This is a genomic window from Oceanospirillum sanctuarii (assembly GCF_002150805.1).
GTDB lineage: Bacteria > Pseudomonadota > Gammaproteobacteria > Pseudomonadales > Halomonadaceae > Oceanospirillum > Oceanospirillum sanctuarii.
On record NZ_MTBA01000003.1, the window covers coordinates 385802 to 404268 of the forward strand.

The 18467-nt window shown below is 53.1% G+C and carries 19 protein-coding genes; 7 read left to right on the plus strand and 12 right to left on the minus strand.

Annotated elements, in window-relative coordinates; translation table 11 throughout:
* The 3 genes from BV405_RS05505 to BV405_RS05515 all read left to right on the plus strand — a co-directional run bounded on the left by BV405_RS05505 (position 1) and on the right by BV405_RS05515 (position 2255).
* On the plus strand, positions 1–816 hold the full coding sequence (locus tag BV405_RS05505) for a DUF6134 family protein (protein WP_086479860.1): 816 nt from the start codon (positions 1–3) through the stop codon (positions 814–816).
* A 178-nt stretch (positions 817–994) separates the two neighbouring features.
* On the plus strand, positions 995–1759 hold the full coding sequence (locus BV405_RS05510) for an SDR family NAD(P)-dependent oxidoreductase (RefSeq protein ID WP_086479861.1): 765 nt from the start codon (positions 995–997) through the stop codon (positions 1757–1759).
* Positions 1749–2255: a nuclear transport factor 2 family protein gene (locus BV405_RS05515; RefSeq protein WP_086479862.1), complete on the plus strand. Its 507-nt coding sequence runs from the start codon at positions 1749–1751 to the stop codon at positions 2253–2255. The genes BV405_RS05510 and BV405_RS05515 overlap by 11 nt, the downstream gene beginning before the upstream one ends.
* A gap of 612 nt (positions 2256–2867) precedes the next feature.
* On the opposite strand, the gene BV405_RS05525 is transcribed toward BV405_RS05515, so the two are convergent.
* The 12 genes from BV405_RS05525 to BV405_RS05580 all read right to left on the minus strand — a co-directional run bounded on the left by BV405_RS05525 (position 2868) and on the right by BV405_RS05580 (position 12575).
* Positions 2868–3848 (minus strand): chemotaxis protein CheV, encoded by a 981-nt coding sequence (locus BV405_RS05525; RefSeq protein WP_086479864.1) that lies wholly within the window; start codon positions 3846–3848, stop codon positions 2868–2870.
* A gap of 248 nt (positions 3849–4096) precedes the next feature.
* Positions 4097–5371, minus strand: a complete 1275-nt coding sequence (locus tag BV405_RS05530) for a dihydroorotase (RefSeq protein WP_086479865.1) — start codon at positions 5369–5371, stop codon at positions 4097–4099.
* The gene (locus BV405_RS05535) at positions 5368–6426 is read right to left on the minus strand and encodes an aspartate carbamoyltransferase catalytic subunit (protein WP_086479866.1); all 1059 of its coding nucleotides are present in this window, start codon (positions 6424–6426) and stop codon (positions 5368–5370) included. The genes BV405_RS05530 and BV405_RS05535 overlap by 4 nt, the downstream gene beginning before the upstream one ends.
* A gap of 134 nt (positions 6427–6560) precedes the next feature.
* Positions 6561–7103 (minus strand): bifunctional pyr operon transcriptional regulator/uracil phosphoribosyltransferase PyrR, encoded by a 543-nt coding sequence (gene pyrR, locus BV405_RS05540; protein WP_086479867.1) that lies wholly within the window; start codon positions 7101–7103, stop codon positions 6561–6563.
* A 98-nt stretch (positions 7104–7201) separates the two neighbouring features.
* Positions 7202–7657 (minus strand): Holliday junction resolvase RuvX, encoded by a 456-nt coding sequence (ruvX, locus tag BV405_RS05545; RefSeq protein WP_086479868.1) that lies wholly within the window; start codon positions 7655–7657, stop codon positions 7202–7204.
* A 1-nt stretch (position 7658) separates the two neighbouring features.
* Positions 7659–8243 (minus strand): YqgE/AlgH family protein, encoded by a 585-nt coding sequence (locus BV405_RS05550; RefSeq protein ID WP_086479869.1) that lies wholly within the window; start codon positions 8241–8243, stop codon positions 7659–7661.
* A 31-nt stretch (positions 8244–8274) separates the two neighbouring features.
* Entirely contained in the window at positions 8275–9276 is a 1002-nt protein-coding gene (locus BV405_RS05555; RefSeq protein WP_086479870.1) for an energy transducer TonB, read from the minus strand.
* Between the two features lie 18 nt (positions 9277–9294).
* The gene (gene gshB / locus BV405_RS05560; RefSeq protein ID WP_086479871.1) at positions 9295–10254 is read right to left on the minus strand and encodes a glutathione synthase; all 960 of its coding nucleotides are present in this window, start codon (positions 10252–10254) and stop codon (positions 9295–9297) included.
* A 73-nt stretch (positions 10255–10327) separates the two neighbouring features.
* Positions 10328–11053, minus strand: coding sequence for a 16S rRNA (uracil(1498)-N(3))-methyltransferase (locus BV405_RS05565; RefSeq protein ID WP_086479872.1), 726 nt, complete (start codon positions 11051–11053; stop codon positions 10328–10330).
* Between the two features lie 5 nt (positions 11054–11058).
* On the minus strand, positions 11059–11511 hold the full coding sequence (gene secB, locus BV405_RS05570; protein ID WP_086479873.1) for a protein-export chaperone SecB: 453 nt from the start codon (positions 11509–11511) through the stop codon (positions 11059–11061).
* 134 nt (positions 11512–11645) lie between these two features.
* Positions 11646–11900: a glutaredoxin 3 gene (gene grxC, locus BV405_RS05575; RefSeq protein ID WP_086479874.1), complete on the minus strand. Its 255-nt coding sequence runs from the start codon at positions 11898–11900 to the stop codon at positions 11646–11648.
* Positions 11901–12158: 258 nt separating this feature from the next.
* Positions 12159–12575, minus strand: coding sequence for a rhodanese-like domain-containing protein (locus BV405_RS05580; RefSeq protein ID WP_245832244.1), 417 nt, complete (start codon positions 12573–12575; stop codon positions 12159–12161).
* A gap of 330 nt (positions 12576–12905) precedes the next feature.
* Here BV405_RS05580 and gpmI point away from each other — a divergent pair, with 330 nt between their 5' ends.
* The 4 genes from gpmI (at position 12906) to BV405_RS05600 (ending at position 18456) form a co-directional block, all read left to right on the plus strand.
* Complete coding sequence (gpmI, locus tag BV405_RS05585) at positions 12906–14450, plus strand: 2,3-bisphosphoglycerate-independent phosphoglycerate mutase (protein ID WP_176330062.1); 1545 nt, start codon at positions 12906–12908, stop codon at positions 14448–14450.
* A gap of 118 nt (positions 14451–14568) precedes the next feature.
* Positions 14569–15765, plus strand: a complete 1197-nt coding sequence (locus BV405_RS05590) for a murein hydrolase activator EnvC family protein (RefSeq protein WP_176330063.1) — start codon at positions 14569–14571, stop codon at positions 15763–15765.
* A gap of 121 nt (positions 15766–15886) precedes the next feature.
* Entirely contained in the window at positions 15887–17191 is a 1305-nt protein-coding gene (locus tag BV405_RS05595; protein WP_086479877.1) for a S41 family peptidase, read from the plus strand.
* Positions 17192–17253: 62 nt separating this feature from the next.
* Positions 17254–18456, plus strand: a complete 1203-nt coding sequence (locus BV405_RS05600; RefSeq protein ID WP_176330064.1) for a divergent polysaccharide deacetylase family protein — start codon at positions 17254–17256, stop codon at positions 18454–18456.
* Positions 18457–18467 lie beyond the last annotated feature (11 nt).

Here is an 18467-nt window from a genome sequence, read left to right on the forward strand (position 1 = left end):
ATGGTATGCATCCGGCATTATCTGAGGAGCAACGCTGGCTTAATTTTCAGCGGCCTGCTGATAGGTAGCGGGTCGCTAACGGGCAGCGCCTCGGCACAAGCTGAGACTCTTACCCAGAGCGCCGCTCAGCAGCTTTTGCCCCAGAACAGCTTTCATAACCTCTCCCACTGGCAGCGCCTGTACGGTGACGAACTCAGCTTTGAGGTCACCCGCAATGGCAAGCCTGTGGGCAGTTATCAGGTCGACTTCAACGGTGACGATAACAGCTGGCAGGTTGAGAGCCGGATGGCGCTAGACTTCAAAGCCTTCCTCTTTTTCTCTTATCGCTTTCGTTATCTGGGGGTTGAGCAGTGGCAGGGAAATCAACTGACCGGTTTTACCAGTCGCATCGACCGTAATGGTGAGCTGAGCGAAACCTTCCTGCAGTTGAGTCAGGATGCCAGCGGTTTGCCGTTCTGGCGCGGAGGTTTAAGAGCGGCGAAAAAAGGCGAAGCGGCTACTGAATCCGCCAAGCCTCTGACCAATGGTGCCGAGACGCTCGCACTCAGCAATCACTACAATCGCAGCATTATCCACCAGAGTCAGCTGTTTAACTCTCTCACCGGCGAATTGAATCAGATCCGTGTGGAGAAAGAAGAGCTTGAGCGGGTTTCCGATGGCCGCGAAGAGGTGCTCACAACCCGTTATCGCTACACGGGAGATCTGGAAGATACCTGGGTCTGGTACGCCAATGATCAACGCTGGCTACGGATGCGTTTTATCGCCGATGACGGTTCTACTATTCAGCTAAATTGCCAGCGCTGCTACCCCGATTAACCCTACTGGTCCGAGAAAAGTAAGTGCAAACTTTTAGACACTTAAACGCAGTTAAACGCTCTTAAACGCTCTTAAACGCACTTAAACGCACTTAAACGCAGTTAAATGCAGTTAAACGCACTTAAACGAACACCTATAAAACCCTCATACAAATTCTCAGCCCATCAAAGGTGATCTTATGTCACAGGAACTGATCTGGATTACCGGTGCCAGTCAGGGCATCGGTAAAGCCGTGGCTTTGGCCTATGCCAAGGCCGGACATACCGTTGCCATCAGCGCCCGAAACCGGGAAACACTGCAGCAGGTGGTTGATGAAGCAGCCAGCCTGACTGGCCGTATTCTGTCGCTGTCTTGCGATGTCACCAATAAAGATCAGGTCACGGAAGCCTTTAACCAGCTCATCGAAGAAGAACGTCTGCCGGATCGGGTCATTCTTAATGCCGGCACTCATCAACCGATGGCAGCCAGTGAATTCAACGCTGAAACGGTGAGTAAGCTCTTACAGATCAATACCTTGGGAGCCGCAATTCCCCTTGAAGTACTGCTGCCCCATTATCTTGAGCGCCAGCAGGGACAGATATCAATCGTCGCATCTGTGGCGGGTTATCGCGGTTTACCTACCGCCAGTGCTTACGGTGCTAGTAAGGCCGCGCTGATCAATCTGGCAGAGTCTTTAAGAGCTGAACTGTACAGCTCTGGTGTTGATATCCGCCTGATCAATCCCGGCTTTGTTAAAACTCCGCTGACGGATAAAAACGAGTTTGATATGCCCTTCCTGATCAGTGTTGATGAAGCCGCAAACGCCATCATCAAAGGACTTGCCGGTAAAAAGTTTGAGGTCGTGTTCCCCACCCGTATGGCCATTGCCATGAGCTTTCTAAAATGGTTACCTGATCGTATCTTCTTCCCAATGATCAACAGAGGTACCGGTCATGGACGCTAATACCGAGACGGAACAGAATCAGCAGCAAGACCGGCTGCACCAGCAACTAAGACAGTATTTCGACCTGTTTCAGGGAGCGCATCACAGCAAGCCCGTGACACCGGCAGATATCGCACATCTGGTGCACGGCAATATCGTGTTTAAAGATCCCTTCCAGCGCATCAACGGCCAAGAAGCGGTCTGTCAGCTCCTGAATCATTTCCACAGTTCAGTGAAGGACGCTCGCTTTCTGATCGAGGCGGTGTTTGAACATCCTCAGCATGATCAGCTGCACAACCGGCACTATCTGGTGAAGTGGCGCTTCAGCGGCCATCTGGACACGATCGGCCTGTGGGAATTCCCCGGCGTCAGCGAGATTGAACAGGATGAGGAAGGGCGCATCACCCACCACACCGATTTCTGGGATGCGGGCGAGCATTTCTACGAGAAACTACCGTTTTTTGGCCGTGTCATCGGCTGGATCAAAGCCAAAGTAGCTAATGCGGGGAAGAACTAATCTCGGATATTCCCTGACAAATAGGCTGACTCTACACGAGACTGGCTCCCACGCTCTGCGTGGTAGCCTGAGGTCTATGCATTCCCACGCGGAGCGTGGGAACGAGAATTCTAGCTATCTTCCAGAACTGTAACTTTCGTACCTGAGTTCAAAATATGACGAGAACAGCTTTTACAACGCTTTGGCGGCATATTTCTTGGATATTCTGAATCGCCTTGAGGTAGTTCAAACTCCAATGCATATTCAGAGTCCTTCTCACAGTGCGGGCATCTAAGCTCGTATTCATAGATAGTATTATCGATTGTATTTGCAAGAGCTCTATCAGCTCGAACTTCAGATGATTTAAGTGTCTGCTTGCTTTTCCGTACAAACATCCCATAAGTAACTGTCGACATGTAAAGACTCCATTCAAAACGCTAAAACTAGATGATAACCATAAACTGGCTCCCACGCTCTGCGTGGGAGCCTGAGGCCTATGCGTTCCCACGCGGAGCGTGGGAACGAGTCGAAATACTGCAAATTACGATATTTATTACCAAACAAAAAACGCCGGCTGTTTTCACAGTCGGGCGTTTTTAATGCGATCAGAGCGATAAGCCTTACAACAGATAGCTACAACAAATAGCTATCCACCATACCCACCAGCTTGCCGATCTCAGGTTTGGTCATGGTGTCGTTGGCACCAAGGCTGAGGGCTTTGTGGCGGTTCTCATCACTCATGATGGAGGAGAACATCACAATCGGTGTCGTGCGGTAAGCTTTGCCATCACGCAGGCGTTTTACCAGATGCAGGCCGTCCATGCGCGGCATCTCTACATCCGAGATCACCATGCTGACCAGATCGCTCACCGGCAGGTTTTCTTCCTCGGCGACCAGCTCAAACTCCTGCAGCATTTCGTAGGCATCGGCACCATCTTTTGCGGCAATCACGTTGTAGCCTGAAGTACGCAGCGTAGTTTCGATCAGCTTACGGATAAAGGCGGAGTCATCCACTACCAACAGGGTATTCGCCTGACGCTTAGCAGTCATACGGTCATCGATGATCACTTTACGATCTTCGGTGACGTTGTATTTCTCCATGCTCAGTTCCGGATTGATATCCGCGATGATCTTCTCGAAATCCAGAATCATGATCAGGCGGTCATCACGACGAACCACGGCCACGACGCAATCCTGTTCACCGCTTTCCAGAAACTGACTTGGAGATTCCACTTCTTCCCAGGAGATACGGTGAATGCGACTCACGCTGTCCACCAGAAAACCGTTAGCCATGCGATTAAAGTCGGTGACGATGACGTTTTTGGTTTCAAAGGCGGTTGGTGTTTTCACGCCCAGCCAGCCACCCAGATCCACCAGTGGGATCAAGCTGTCACGCAGAGAGAAAACGCCAACAAGATGAGGTTGGGGATTGGGATAATCGGTGGTTTCAGGAACCCGGATCACTTCGCGCACTTTGGCGACGTTGATACCGTAATGGCTGATTTTTTCGGTGCCATCGGGACGTTGCTTACGTAGCTGAAACTCAATAATTTCCAGCTCGTTGGTGCCACTCTCTAGCAGGATCGCTTGTTTTTCCGGGCTGACAGCGTTCATAAGCTCCCTCTCTGAATTGATCGATTTCCCTATCATCCAGCCTGTCAGCCGGATAAAAAGACCGTTGCTCTTGGCCAGAATCTGGCTATTTCTATTTATAGCGCCACTTTACCAGAGCAACAAAAAATAACATATAAAATTTAGGGTTAATAAGTCGAACAAAGCCCCTGTATCCGGAGGTACTGGCGCCGGATATCAGGGGCTTTGTATGTGACGCAGGTCGTTTTCAGGAACGTCGTAATCAGAGATTAACGCTCAAAAACCACCGCACCATCGACCAGAGTCGTCTTCACCTGACCTTTAAGAGTCGCACCCATCAGTGGCGAGTTCTCACCTGCGGTGAACAGGTTGTCATCGCTCACCTGCCATTCGCTTTCGGTATCGAAGATCGACAGATCTGCCGGCTGACCAACCGCCAGCTGACCTGCAGCAATGCCCATCGCCTGAGCAGGGCCTGTGGTCAGGCGCTCGATCAGCTGAGGTAGGGTGATAACGCCATCAGCTACCAGATCCAGCCCCTGACTTAGCAGAGTTTCCAGCGTCGCCATACCCGGTTCGGAGGCTGCAAAAGGAGCCATCTTCGCCGCTTCTTCATGGGGCAGGTGTGCAGAGCTGATCACGCTCAGTACGCCATCACGAACACCCTGACGCAGAGCATCACGATCCGCTACGCTACGCAGTGGAGGCTGCACAAAGAACTGGCTGTTGTAGCCGTCGATCTCAGCTTCGGTGTAGGTCAGGTGCGCCATGGTGACATCCGCCGTTACCGGCAGGCCTTTGGCCTGTGCCTGAGCAATCATCTCTACCGCCTGAGCAGTGGACAGAGCGCTGAAGTGCACACGAACACCGGTCACTTCCACCAGATGCAGTACACGGGACAGACCAATCGCTTCTGCCGCTGCAGGAATACCTGCCAGACCAAGACGACTGGCCAGTGCGCCTTCATGGACAACGCCATCAGCACGCAGCCAGGAATCTTCCGGATAGAAAACCACACGCAGATCAAAGGTAGATGCGTATTCAAAGCAACGACGCAGAATCAGAGTGTTATCGATCGGTTTGCGCATATTGGAAACCGCAACACAGCCGGAATGCTGCAGACCCGCCATATTACTCAGGTGCGTCCCTTCCAGATCTTTGGTCATGGCACCAATCGGGCGAACCTTCGCCTGACCCAGCAGCTCGACCTTATCCATCAGCTGCTGCATAACGGCAGAACTGTCGATGCAAGGCGAGGTATCCGGACGACAACAGATGGTGGTGTAACCACCCGCCAGCGCGGCCTTGGTTTCACTGCGCAGGTTGCCTTTATAGCTTGGCCCCGGCTCACGCAGGTGTGCACCGATATCGATAAAGCCAGGCGCTACGATCTGACCTTCTGCATGCAGCGTGCGCTCAGGTGCAAACCCAGCCGGAGCCTGACCCAGAGCCAGAATACGACCATCATCAATATGGATATCCGTTACCTGATCCAGTTGCTGAGAAGGATCGATCAGACGACCACCACGGATGGTTAATTTCATGCGGAGGCCTCCCCGGTTGCTGCATTTGACTGGTCTGAATTTGATTCTGCGGCTTTGGCTTTCTGCTGGGTCTGGCCGCTGATGGCCATGGACATCACCGCCATACGGATCGGGATACCGTAACTTACCTGATTCAGAATCAGTGACTGAGGGCCATCGGCCACCGCAGACTCAATCTCAACCCCCCGGTTAATCGGCCCCGGGTGCATAACAACCGCATCCGGTTTGGCATAACTCAGTTTCTCGGTAGTCAGACCGTACAGGCGGTAAAACTCGCTTTCACTCGGCAGCAAAGCACCCGCCATACGCTCTTTCTGCAGACGCAGCATGATCACCACATCCACATCTTTCAGACCGTCTTCCATACGGGTGTACAGGGTTGCGCCCATCTCAGCCAGAGACTGTGGCAGCAGGGTTTTCGGGCCGATCAGACGAACCTCTTCCGCACCCAGAATATTCAGCGCCTGAATCTGGGATCGGGCCACACGGGAGTGCAGAATATCGCCGACAATCGCGACCTTCAGCTTGGAGAAATCGCCCTTGTGCTTGCGGATGGTGTACATATCCAGCATCGCCTGCGTCGGGTGCGCGTGGCGACCGTCACCGGCGTTGATAATGGCAACATTGGGCGAGATCTGGCTGGCGATAAAGTGCTGGGCACCACTATCAGCATGGCGGATCACAAACATATCACTGCCCATGGCTTCCAGATTCTGCAGCGTATCCATCAGGGTTTCGCCCTTGGAGGTCGCTGAGGTGCTGATATCCAGATTCAGTACATCCGCAGACAGGCGCTTAGCCGCCAGCTCAAAGGTCGAGCGGGTACGGGTACTGTTTTCGAAGAACAGGTTAACTACGGTTTTACCCCGCAGCAGAGGCACTTTCTTCACCGACTGTTCGCCCATGTTGACGAAGGAATCAGCGGTATCGAGGATCTCTTCCAGAATCTCTTTATTGAGGCCACCCAGAGTTAAGAAGTGGCGCAGCTTTCCATCCTCGGTCAGCTGGACAGATCGGGGATCTGCAGGATTTTGCGGGGCGCTTGTCGGCTTCATCGGTCGTTCTCACCAGTCTTTCAACACATTAAAAAGAACAGCACATTCATCAGATCTGTGTGTTGCAGTCGCCCGCCACTTTTTTGCGGGCGCAGAAAAACGGCAGTGAAATCACTGCCGTTTTCAAATAAGGATCAGGCCGTTTCCGGCTCTATCAGGGCTAAGGACAGAGGCTCTGCACTCAGCTTAATTCGTACACCTTCCGGCAGCTCCAGTCGCTGACCGGTGATATCCGGCTGCATCGGCAGTTCTCGACCCGGCAGATCCAGCAGGGTTACCAAAGTCACAGAATCCGGGCGGCCATAGTCAAACAGCTCATTCAGGGCAGCGCGAATGGTTCGGCCGCTCATGATGACATCATCCACCAGAACAATATGGCGGGACTCAGTGGCAAAAGGCAGATTGGACGGTTTGACGCTCGGGTTCAGGCCCACGCGGGTGTAGTCATCACGGTAGAAAGAGATATCCAGCGTGCCCATCGGCTCACTCAGCGCCAGACGCTGGTGCAGCTGTTCGGCGATCCAGACGCCACCGGAATGGATACCCACCAGAGCGATATTGTCCTGCCCCAGCTGTGCAATACGCTGACGCAAAGCATCAGCCATCTGATCCAGCAGAGGTGCAACCTCCGGCAGATCCTGATTGGTGCGAATCACTAAACGTTGATTGTCAGTCATGGCTGATCCTTCAAAATTGCTGCGCGTCTTTTAGCTTATCAGCTGCACTATCTTTAGCAGCGGTTGCGGAGGCGCAATGTAACATATTCCGCGCGTGTTTATCCCTGAGGGGAATCAAACCAGGCTTCTAAAATCAGCTGAGCCGCGATGCCATCAACAGGATTGTCTTTGTAGCTGCCTTTGTGACCCAGATCTTTGGCGATGCTTTTCGCCTGCTTGGTGGTACCGCGCTCATCGACACCAAACCAGGGCTTGCCGTACTGACCGTAAAGACGATTACCAAACTTACGGGCACGGCGGCTCATTTCACTTTCGGTGCCGTCCATATTGATCGGTAAGCCGACAATAAAGGCATCCGGCTGCCACTCATCGATCAGCTTTTTCAGCTCTTCTTTATTGGGAATGCCATCTCTTGCCGGGATCGGTGTCAGAGCGGTTGCGGTACCCAGCATCTCCTGACCGACAGCCACACCAATACGCGTGGTGCCAAAATCAAACGCCAGTAGCGTGCGCTGACCGGTGTTATCTTTCTTTTTTTTCTCAGTAGCACTCATATCAGGCGTGGCCTGCCTGAGAGCTCATCAGGTTGATATCGATGCCTAAAAGACCTGCTGCGGCCTGCAGTTTCTGCTCCGCAGGAGCGTCAAACAGAACCGGTAGAGTGGCCGGACAGGTCAGCCAGGTGTTTTCCTGCAGCTCACGCTCCAGCTGACCGCCTTCCCAACCAGCACAGCCCAGAGCGATCAGAAACTGCTCCGGCCCCTGACGATTGGCGATGGCATCCAGAATATCTACCGAGGTGGTCAGCGCCAGCTCATCGGTCACCTGCATACTGGATTCCCAGTCATCGGCAGCACCAGTATGAATAATAAAACCACGCTCATGGTGAACCGGGCCGCCTTCCATAATCGCGGGAACGATCTCTTCCGATTCCGCCAGACCACTGTTCGGGTTCGGCAGTTCCAGCTGAGCGAACAGCTCGGCAACCGGCAGCTGAGACAGTGTTTTGTTGATGACAATGCCCAGTGCCCCATCTTTATTGTGTTCGCAGATGTAGGTCACGGTGCCGGAAAAATTGGAGTCTTCCAGATGAGGCATCGCAATCAGGAAGTGGTTACGCAAACTTTGAAACTGACTCATCACTTAACCTTTGTCTCTTGCCAGACGGGGATCAGCCCGCCTCGCCAAATAAGTTGCCATTCCCGAACTGCCATGTACGGATAATTTCGAGAATGTCGGTACGCTCACGAATCGATCGTGGGAAGGGAGCAAAGGGTGCGGCCAAACGCACAATCTCTAATGCAGCCTCATCCAGTACCGGGTGGCCGGAGGATTTTAATATCTGTGCCTCTTTGACACTACCATCCGGATTGAGTGCTACCAGCACCCGCAAGCGACCAGTCAGATTTTCTCTGCGGATACGCTCAGGATAGTTCAGGTTACCCACCCGTTCGATTTTCTCCTGCCATTGGCGCAGGTAAAAAGCATCGTCGGAGGCCTTGGCCGTCAGGGTTGAGATGGTGCGAACGCGTGGGCGTTTGGCGTATTGCTCCGCCAATGCCTGCTGCTCAGCCTCAAGACGCGCAATTTCAAGACTGCGGGCCAGAAGCGCCTGAGCATCACTTAAATTGGTGACCAGAGGCAGATCTTCTGCCGGTGGTTCAACCTTATCAGGCTGCTCAGGAGCCGGGGCAGGTTCCGGCTCAGGAACAGGCTTAGGTTTTACCGCAGGCTTAGGTTTTGTCGCAGACTTGGGCTCAACCTCAGGCTCAACTTTGGCAATAACAGGCGGTGCCGTTTTTTTCTGCTCCGGCTTTTTCTGTTCTGTTTTTTCCGGCTGAGGCGGTGGAGCGGTTGACGTTTGCGGCTCCTGCTCCCGATCACTGATGCCACTGGCCTGCTGATCCTGCTCAGCAATATGTTTGACCGCTTCTTCCACCGGTTTCGACGGCACCTTGCTCAAGGTAACGTGCAGGGTGCTCGACAAGCGCTCTTTGGGTTCCGGTGGGTTAATCCCTAAACCGGCCCAGATCAGAAAGTGAATCGCAGACGCCAGCAGTACCGTAAAAGCGATACGATCCACCGCCCGCACCTGGCTGTCCGGGTGCGTAATCGGCGGTAATCCTCCAACCTGAATAACAGGCTGATCGGAAGTGTTGGCGTCCCTGTTCAACGTCTGTGACCTGAGATTTTAAGCGGAACGCTCGGCCAGTTTAGCGGCGATCACGTCCATCAGGTCTCCGGCGATATCCAGTCCAAACTGATCATTCAGCTCACGGACACAGGTCGGGCTGGTGACGTTCAGTTCGGTCATATAACCACCGATCACATCCAGACCGACAAACAACAGACCTTTCTCTTTCACCACAGGCGCAACTTGCTCACAGAGCCAGTAATCACGATCCGTCAGCGGACGACCGACACCGGCACCACCGGCGGCCAGATTACCGCGTACTTCACCCTGAGCCGGGATACGCGCAAGACCATAAGGCACAGGCTTACCATCCACCATCAGGATTCGGGTATCACCTTCAACGATTTCCGGCAGGTATTTCTGCGCCATAATCTGACGGCTGCCCATTTCGGTCAGGGTTTCCAGAATCGCGCCGATGTTGAGGCCATCTTCCTTCACCCGGAAGATACCGGTGCCACCCATGCCATCCAGCGGTTTGAAGATCACGTCACCGTGCTCTTTATGGAACGCACGCAGGATATCCTCACGACGGCTGACCACGGTTGGCGGGCAGCATTCCGGGAACTGCTGGGCAAAAAGTTTCTCGTTACAGTCACGCAGACTTTGTGGCTTATTAACCACCAGAACACCTTCCCGCTCTGCCTGTTCCAGCAGATAGGTGGCGTTCAGAAATTCGGTATCAAACGGCGGATCCTTGCGCATCAGCACGGTATCCAGTTCCGTCATGCTGGCCTGAACCGGCTCGCCCAGCTCAAACCAGTTGTCAGGGTCGCGGAACACTTTTAATGGCTGCATCACCGCCATCGCTTTGCCCTGCCGCAGATAGAGATCCTGTTGCTGCATGTAAAACAGCTCCCAGCCCCGGTCCTGAGCCGCCCACAGCATCGCCAGTGTGGTGTCTTTCTTGTAGGTGATGCCCTCAATCGGATCCATCACCACGCCGAGTTTAATCGTCATATCTGCCTTCTCCCGATAACTGCCAGCGGATGCTGCTGGCAGGAAAATTTGTGCTGTCTTTAACTGATAGAGCTCAGAAGTCGCCCCACAGATACTGGAGTACACTCATCGCCACCACAGGTGCCGTTTCGGTTCGCAGCACCCTTGGTCCTAACGCTAATGGATGGAACGCTTGTGCTTCCGCCTGAGCGATCTCAGGAGCTGACAAGCCGCCCTCCGGACCGATCAACAGTGCGACAGATTCCGGCTGGTCGTAACCGCTGAGCTGACGTTCGGTTCTGTGGTGCAGTACCAGCTTCAGATCTGCCTCGACTGAAGCAAGCCACTCCTGCAAACCAACCGGAGCATGAACCACAGGTACACGGTTGCGCTGACACTGCTCACAGGCACTGATCGCAACCTGTTGCCAGTGCTGCTGTTTCTTAGCGGCACGGTCGCCTTTCAGGCGCACATCGCCATGTTCGGTGTAGATGGGGGTGATTTCGGTAATTCCCAGCTCGGTGGCTTTCTGAATCGCATATTCCATGCGATCGCCCTTGGAGATGGACTGAGCCAGATGCACTTTCAGTGGGGATTCTTTTTCATCCGGATGGAAGGTATCAAGGGATACGGTTACCGAACGCTTACTGGATTCTTCGATGGTGGCAGAAAAACAGCCGCCCTCTCCGTTAAAGAGAGTCAGCGGCTGTCCGGCCTTCATACGTAAGACCAGCCCGACATGGCGGGCAGCGGCTTCATCAAGCTGAACCGACTGCCCCTCGACCAGGGGCTGGGGACTGTAGATACGTGGTGTGGCCATTCAGATTAAGCGTTACCTGCCTGCTCTTGCTGGCGACGAACGGCGTCGGCGTACAGAGCATCAAAGTTAACAGGAGCCAGCATCAGAGCTGGGAAGCTTCCACGGGTCACGATGTTGTCTACGGCTTCACGAGCGTACGGGAAAAGTACGTTCGGGCAGAAAGCACCCAGAGTGTGATGCAGCTGTGCATCTTCCAGACCCTGGATAAAGAACAGACCTGCCTGCTGGATCTCTACCAGAAACGCCGTCTTCTCTTCGTTGGTTACGGTCACAGTCAGAGAAACAACCACTTCGTACAGGTTTTCACCGACTTGCTGGCTGTTGCTGTTCAGGTCGAACTGAACCTTAGGCGCCCAATCCTGCTGAAAAGTTGCCGGAGCGTTTGGAGACTCAAAAGACAGATCTTTCAGGTAGATGCGCTGAAGTACAAATTGCGGTTGGTTCTGTTCGTCACTCATGGTGCTTCCTTAAATTATCGGTGCCGAGAACGGCTTTCTCTGGGTTGCCTGACACTCATTATTATTGCCGGACATTGTGTATTACCGGATACGCTTCACAGCGACCCGGTCAAAACCCGCAGACACCGGAGCGATTATCCCGCTAACAGCTGATCCAGCTTACCGGTTTGCTCTGCGGCAAAAAGATCATCGCAACCGCCAACATGGGTGTCTCCCACCCAGATCTGAGGCACGGTACGACGACCACTATTCTTCATCATTTCCTGCATTTTGGCAGGCTCACGCTCGACATCGATCTCAGTAAAATCAACCTTCTTCGACTGAAGCAGACGCTTGGCCTGAACACAGAACGGACACCAGGATTTACTGTAAATCACTACATTTTGCATAAGCTCACCTATAAATTGCAGAAGATATTTGGCTTACCCCGGAGGTGGGGTTTAACGAAGCCGCTTACAAGTGAATCGGTCAAAAAGACAACCGACCAGAATTTCAGCGCTTCAGATAACGCCACAATATCAGAAAACACTAATAAACCCTATTTGGATAACATCTTTAACAGAAGATGACTTAACAGGGTCTTTCAGGTGCCCAGCCATCCGGCTAAACACCCGAGCTGCAATTTCGCCGCTTACTGAGCGCGGAAATTACTTGGTCACTACCGGCAGATTATCGTTCTGCCAGGCATTCATACCGCCACGCATAACACTGGCTTTCTCAAAACCTGCTTTCTGCAGTTCGCTAACTGCCATAGATGCGGTATTACCCATTTTGCAAACCACGATCACTGGCTTAGCTTTGTATTTTTCCAGCTCGCCCATGCGCTCTTTAAGGGTAGCCATACCGATGTTAACGGCACCGGCGATGTGACCTTTGCGGAAATCACCACGATCACGGATATCCAGGAACACACCATCTTCACGGTTGACCAGCAGAGTTGCCTGCTGCGCGCTGATCGCTTTATTTCCTGTGGTGAACTCATATCCCAGCCAAAGAATCAGCAGGATCACAAATGTACCCACCATCATCCAGTGGTTGGTGGCAAATTCAATAAACTGTTCCAACTTCTTTCCTCGTCAGCCTTTCATTGGTCATGGTGCTCAGTTCACTCAGGAGCCTGAACCGCATCAGATATGCAAACTGCATGGACGGATCAGGGCAAAATCCCCATAGGACACTGGCATTTAAGGGCAGTTAGTATACACAACCTGATAAAGATTTAACCGCCCCAAATCGGCTGGTTTATGCACTTTTTTCATACCTTTTCATGAGTGAAGAAGCAGGGAAAGAATTTGGGAGGCCCGCAGGATCTGGGGTATGATGTCCGGCTACTGCGAAACGTCTGTCAGGACGTGAAACTTTTTCTCTGAATCTAACGCGACCCTGAAAACATCATGTCAAAACGTACGCCTGTTGCACTTATTATTCTGGACGGCTTCGGCCATAGCGAAATCGCCGAAAATAACGCCATTGCCAACGCCAATAAGCCGGTTTGGGATCGCCTTTGGGCGCAATATCCGAACGCTCTGGTTGAAACCTCAGGCATGGCCGTGGGTCTGCCGGATGGCCAGATGGGCAACTCTGAAGTTGGTCATATGAATCTGGGTGCAGGACGTACCGTTTATCAGGAATTCACCCGTATCACCAAAGCGATCGCCGACGGTGATTTCTTCGAAAACGAAGCGCTGGTTCAGGCGATCGATAAAGCGGTTGCCGCTGACAAAGCGGTTCACCTGATGGGCCTGCTCTCTCCGGGCGGTGTTCACAGCCACGAAGAACACATCTTTGCTGCCTGCAAACTGGCAGCAGATCGTGGTGCGAAAAAAGTTTATGTACATGGCTTCCTGGATGGCCGCGATATGCCTCCGCGCAGCGCCGAAGATTCCATTGTTAAAGCCGATGCCCTGCTGAAAGAACTGGGTGTGGGTTTTGTTGCTTCTCTGGTTGGCCGTTACTACGCCATGGATCGTGACAACCGCTGGGATCGTGTTGAGTCCGCCTACAACCTGCTGACTCAGGCGAAAGCAGAGCACGTTTACACCAACGCCCAGGAAGCCCTGTTAGCCGCCTACGCCCGTGACGAGAACGATGAGTTTGTGGCCGCTTCCAGCATTCGTCCGAATGGCGAAGCCGTGAAGATCGAAGATGGCGATGCCCTGCTCTTTATGAACTTCCGTGCCGACCGTGCCCGTGAGATTACCCGCAGCTTTGTTGAAGCCGACTTTGCAGGCTTTGAGCGTGCAGTAACACCGAAGCTGGCTGATTTTGTCATGCTGACCGAATACGCAGCCGACATTAAAACCACCACCGCCTTCCCGCCAACCAAGCTGGTAAATACGCTGGGTGAATTCATGGCAAAGCAGGGCAAAACTCAGCTGCGTATCGCAGAAACCGAAAAATACGCTCACGTGACCTTCTTCTTCAGCGGTGGCCGCGAAGATGAGTACGAAGGGGAGACCCGTGTTCTGGTTCAGTCTCCTCAGGTAGCGACTTACGACCTGCAGCCTGAAATGAGCGCGCCGGAAGTGACCGACAAGCTGGTTGATGCCATCAAGAGTGGTGATTACGACCTGATCGTCTGTAACTACGCTAACGGCGACATGGTAGGCCACACCGGTAAATACGATGCAGCGGTCAAAGCAGTCGAAGCGCTGGACGTTTGTCTGGGCCGTGTAACCGAAGCCCTGCTGGAAGTAGGCGGTGAGTGCTTAATTACTGCCGACCACGGCAATGCTGAACAGATGGTGAATCCGGAATCCGGTCAGGCGCAAACCGCACACACCACCTTCCCGGTTCCTCTGGTTTACGTCAATGAACGTGCAGAATCGGTCACACTTGAGAACGGCCGTCTTTGCGATATCGCCCCAAGCCTGTTAAAAATCATGGGACTGGAGCAACCTGCAGAGATGAGTGGCCAGAATCTGGTGAGCTTCTCCTGAGGATCTCAGACCTGATAACGCAAAGAGCCGGTATAGACCGGCTCTTTGCGGTTTAAAAAAACAGCCCTTTGGGCAACGGATAACTCCATCATTGATGATAATAAGAGCTGCTGCTTCTGTGCTGCATTTGAATAAGAACCTGAATATCAGGCACCCCCTACTTCCCGAACAGCCCGTTCGCGCTTTGCTGACGCTGCTGCTTTCGTTTTTCATGCTGACGGCTCAGGTTCAGGCCGCCGACAAAGAAGTCTCCGCTCAACAGCTGAAAGAGCTGAACACCCGCATCAAAACCCTTGAGCAATCCCTGAATCAGGTCAAGGGCGCTAAAGCGGAAGTTCTGAAGGAGCTGCAGGCGTCCGAGAAAAAGATCGCCGACACCGCCAAAGCGATCCGCACCAACCTTGCCAGCAGTAAACGACTGCAGAGCCGCCTGTCAGAGCTGCGCGCCGAGCGAAGCGACCTACGCCTGAAACAGAACCAACAGAAAGACTATCTGGAAAAACAGATCCGTTCTGCTTATGCCATGGGACGTCAGGAGTACCTGAAAGTGCTGCTTAATCAGCAGCAGCCGGATCAGGTTTCCCGTGTACTGCGCTATTACGACTACATCAATAAGGAACGCAGCCGACATATTGATGAGTATCTGGAAACCGCCCGCAGCCTTGATCGGGTTGAGAAAGAGATTCTGCAGAAAGATTATGTGCTGACCACCACCCGCAGCAAACTGGAAGCGGATCGTGGCCGCCTGAAGGCGGAACAGAGCAAACGCGAAACCTTAGTCGCTCAGCTCGATAAAGAGATCTCAGGCAAAGGTGAAGAACTGGCGACTCTGAATCAGGACAGAGCCCGTCTTGAGCAGTTACTGGAAGAGGTTCGGGAAGCCATTGTGAATATCCCGATGCCGAAAGATACCCGCCCGTTCAAATCGATGCGCGGCAAACTGCCCTGGCCGCTTAAAGGCCGGGTTGCCTATGCCTTCGGTAGTGAGCAAATTCGCGGTAAGCTCAAACGCAACGGCATGGTGATTCGAGCCAACGAAGGCGTCGAAATTAAAGCAATTCACTCCGGCCGTGTGGTCTTTGCGGACTGGCTGAGAGGGTATGGCGTGCTACTGATTCTGGATCACGGTAACGGCTTTATGAGCCTCTACGGCAACAACCAGGCCCTGCTGAGAGAAGCCGGAGACTGGATTCATGCTGGTGAAAGCATCGCCACTGTAGGCAGAAGTGGAGGTCAGAGCCGAAGCGGTCTCTATTTTGAGATTCGGGAAAAAGGCGCACCACAGGATCCGATACTTTGGCTCGGACGCCGCTAAGAGTTTTAAGCAGCGGGCCTTGTATCAGGCCCGGATGTTGTGACATTACCATTACAAATCCCGGAATTTAGTACACCCGGTATTAAACTGAAGTAAAGCCACCGGGCAGAAGGAGTTATCCATGAGCAACACGCGGACTACACTGGGAGTTGGCCTTGGCCTGCTGCTGAGCCTGACCAGTTTTAATCTGTTTGCAGACGATACCCTGTCAACAGAAGCCGTCCCCTATGAAGCTCAGGAACTTCCTTTGGAAGAGCTGCGCACCTTTGGCGAAGTGTTCGAGCGCATCAAACGCGCTTACGTACACGATGTCGATGACAAAGAGCTGCTGGATAACGCCATTCGCGGCATGATCTCAGGCCTTGATCCTCATTCCGCCTACCTGACACCGGAAGATTATGATGAGCTGCAGGAAAGCACTCAGGGTGAGTTTGGTGGCCTGGGTCTGGAAGTCGGCTCCGAAAATGGCTTTATCAAGGTCGTCACCCCGATCGATGATACCCCAGCCGCCCGCGCCGGTATCCGTCCTCACGATCTGATCGTTAAGATCAACGACACCCCGGTGAAGAACCTGCCACTGAACAAATCCATCGAGCTGATGCGCGGTAAGCCGGATACCGAAGTTCGCCTGACCATTATGCGTGATGGCGTGGATGCGCCTTTTGAAGTGACACTGAAACGCGCCCTGATTCGGGTAACCAGCGTTAAACACCGCATGCTGGACGATGGCTACGGCTATATCCGTATCACCCAGTTTCAGGTGCATACCGGCGAAGAGGTGGTTAAAGCCCTGAACAAAATGCATCAGGCCTCTGAAGATAAGCTGAAAGGTGTGGTGCTGGATCTGCGCAACAATCCCGGCGGTGTGTTGCAGGCTGCGGCAGAAGTGGTGGATGCCTTTATTACCGAAGGTATGATCGTTTACACCAAGGGACGCCTGGACAACACCGAGCTTAGCTTTGAAGCTACGCCGAATAACCCAAGCCGTGGTGTTCCTCTGATCGTACTGATCAACGAGGGTTCTGCTTCCGCATCTGAAATTGTATCCGGTGCATTACAGGATCATCAGCGCGGCGTAATTATGGGCACCCAGAGTTTCGGTAAAGGCTCAGTACAAACCATTCTGCCACTGGGCAGTGATCGCGGCCTGAAACTGACCACAGCTCTTTATTACACGCCTTCCGGCCGTTCGATTCAGGCACAAGGGGTCACACCGGATATCGAGGTGAAACCTGCCCGTTTAACGCCAATTGAAGCTAGACTTCAGATTAAGGAAGCAGATCTGGAAGGCCATCTGGAAAGCGGCCAGCAACCGACCACTCCAGCTAAAAAGTCCGGCAGCTCATCACTGGCGGAAACAGACTATCAGCTGTTTGAAGCCCTGAGTCTGCTGAAAGGTATGCATATTCTGACGAAGCAGCCCTGACTCGGGCGCTTCGATATTTTTTACTCAGGCTGTCGTGAGAAACAGCTTTAATGACGATCACTATGACACGACTTTTCCTGCGCGCTGTTAAGATGGCGCGCCACCAACTGCAAAATATCAAAGGTGCATTCACCGCATCTCTGGGTGTAATAATTATTGGCGGAGTGACCTTGTCACTCAGTCCGCAAACTCTGGCCTCCAGCTCGCCCACGATTACGCTGATCATCGACGATATCGGCTACAACCTGCGTAACGGCCTGCGCGCCGTTAACCTGCCGGGGGCCGTTAGCTATGCGATTCTGCCTCATACCCCTTACAGTCAGCGACTGGCAAAAACAGCGCATCAGCAGGGTAAAACCGTGATGCTGCACGCCCCTATGACCAACGTGCATCAGCGTTCACCGGGCCCGGGCACATTAAGCCCAAGCATGGATCGGGAAACCTTTGATCAGGAGCTGAAAAAAGCCCTGGCTGATATCCCTTTTGTTCAGGGTGTAAACAACCACATGGGCAGCGAGCTGACTCAGGATAGCATTCGCATGCAGTGGCTGATGGAAGAGGTGAGCAAACGTCGTCTTTTCTTTATCGACAGCCGCACGACCGCTAAATCAGTTGCCGCCAAGACTGCTCGCTCCAATGGTATTCCCAGTATGAGCCGGGATGTATTTCTCGATCATATCCGAACCCCGGAAGCCGTTAGCGAAGCCTTTGACACCCTAATCCGTCAGGCCAAACGTAATGGTCATGCGGTGGGTATCGGCCACCCTCACAGCGTGACCCTCGACATGCTGGAAGCGCGCCTGCCGGAACTCAGAGCACAGGGAATTCGCCTGATCTCAGTTCCGGATCAGCTGCTGGCGATGGGGCAGGTTTATCAGGATATTCAGCCTGCCTTTGTTGCGCCGCAGACTACACCTCCGGCACGTAGCCCGGCCTTCTGGCGTAGCGAGATTCAGCAGCTGACCCGCTATAAAGAAGCTGATGTCACGCACCCAAAGATAATCCGTAAAGACGTGATTATCCGAAAGGAAACACTGGATCGGCATCAGATAAACCGCAACGAAAAAGAAGCGGTTCAGCGCCAGCAACTACTGCCTGAGATCCCTGAGGGCACTGAATTTCCAAAACTCAAGGTGCAACAGCCTTCCAATGATCAGGCAGAAAGAGACATGTCTCTGCAGCCAGTGCATCAGCCTGGCTGGCTAACACCAAAAGAAAACCAGAGCTGGACTACACCAGTCAACAATACGCCATTGGCTAAATAGACTGGCTCACA

Excerpts from the sequence above, each read along its gene's own strand:
- BV405_RS05505 (WP_086479860.1), top strand. The coding sequence starts at position 1 with ATGGTATGCATCCGGCATTATCTGAGGAGCAACGCTGGCTTAATTTTC.
- BV405_RS05510 (WP_086479861.1), top strand. The coding sequence starts at position 995 with ATGTCACAGGAACTGATCTGGATTACCGGTGCCAGTCAGGGCATCGGT.
- BV405_RS05515 (WP_086479862.1), top strand. The coding sequence starts at position 1,749 with ATGGACGCTAATACCGAGACGGAACAGAATCAGCAGCAAGACCGGCTG.
- BV405_RS05525 (WP_086479864.1), bottom strand. The coding sequence starts at position 3,848 with ATGAACGCTGTCAGCCCGGAAAAACAAGCGATCCTGCTAGAGAGTGGC.
- BV405_RS05530 (WP_086479865.1), bottom strand. The coding sequence starts at position 5,371 with ATGAAATTAACCATCCGTGGTGGTCGTCTGATCGATCCTTCTCAGCAA.
- BV405_RS05535 (WP_086479866.1), bottom strand. The coding sequence starts at position 6,426 with ATGAAGCCGACAAGCGCCCCGCAAAATCCTGCAGATCCCCGATCTGTC.
- pyrR (WP_086479867.1), bottom strand. The coding sequence starts at position 7,103 with ATGACTGACAATCAACGTTTAGTGATTCGCACCAATCAGGATCTGCCG.
- ruvX (WP_086479868.1), bottom strand. The coding sequence starts at position 7,657 with ATGAGTGCTACTGAGAAAAAAAAGAAAGATAACACCGGTCAGCGCACG.
- BV405_RS05550 (WP_086479869.1), bottom strand. The coding sequence starts at position 8,243 with ATGAGTCAGTTTCAAAGTTTGCGTAACCACTTCCTGATTGCGATGCCT.
- gshB (WP_086479871.1), bottom strand. The coding sequence starts at position 10,254 with ATGACGATTAAACTCGGCGTGGTGATGGATCCGATTGAGGGCATCACC.
- BV405_RS05565 (WP_086479872.1), bottom strand. The coding sequence starts at position 11,053 with ATGGCCACACCACGTATCTACAGTCCCCAGCCCCTGGTCGAGGGGCAG.
- secB (WP_086479873.1), bottom strand. The coding sequence starts at position 11,511 with ATGAGTGACGAACAGAACCAACCGCAATTTGTACTTCAGCGCATCTAC.
- grxC (WP_086479874.1), bottom strand. The coding sequence starts at position 11,900 with ATGCAAAATGTAGTGATTTACAGTAAATCCTGGTGTCCGTTCTGTGTT.
- gpmI (WP_176330062.1), top strand. The coding sequence starts at position 12,906 with ATGTCAAAACGTACGCCTGTTGCACTTATTATTCTGGACGGCTTCGGC.
- BV405_RS05595 (WP_086479877.1), top strand. The coding sequence starts at position 15,887 with ATGAGCAACACGCGGACTACACTGGGAGTTGGCCTTGGCCTGCTGCTG.
- BV405_RS05600 (WP_176330064.1), top strand. The coding sequence starts at position 17,254 with ATGACACGACTTTTCCTGCGCGCTGTTAAGATGGCGCGCCACCAACTG.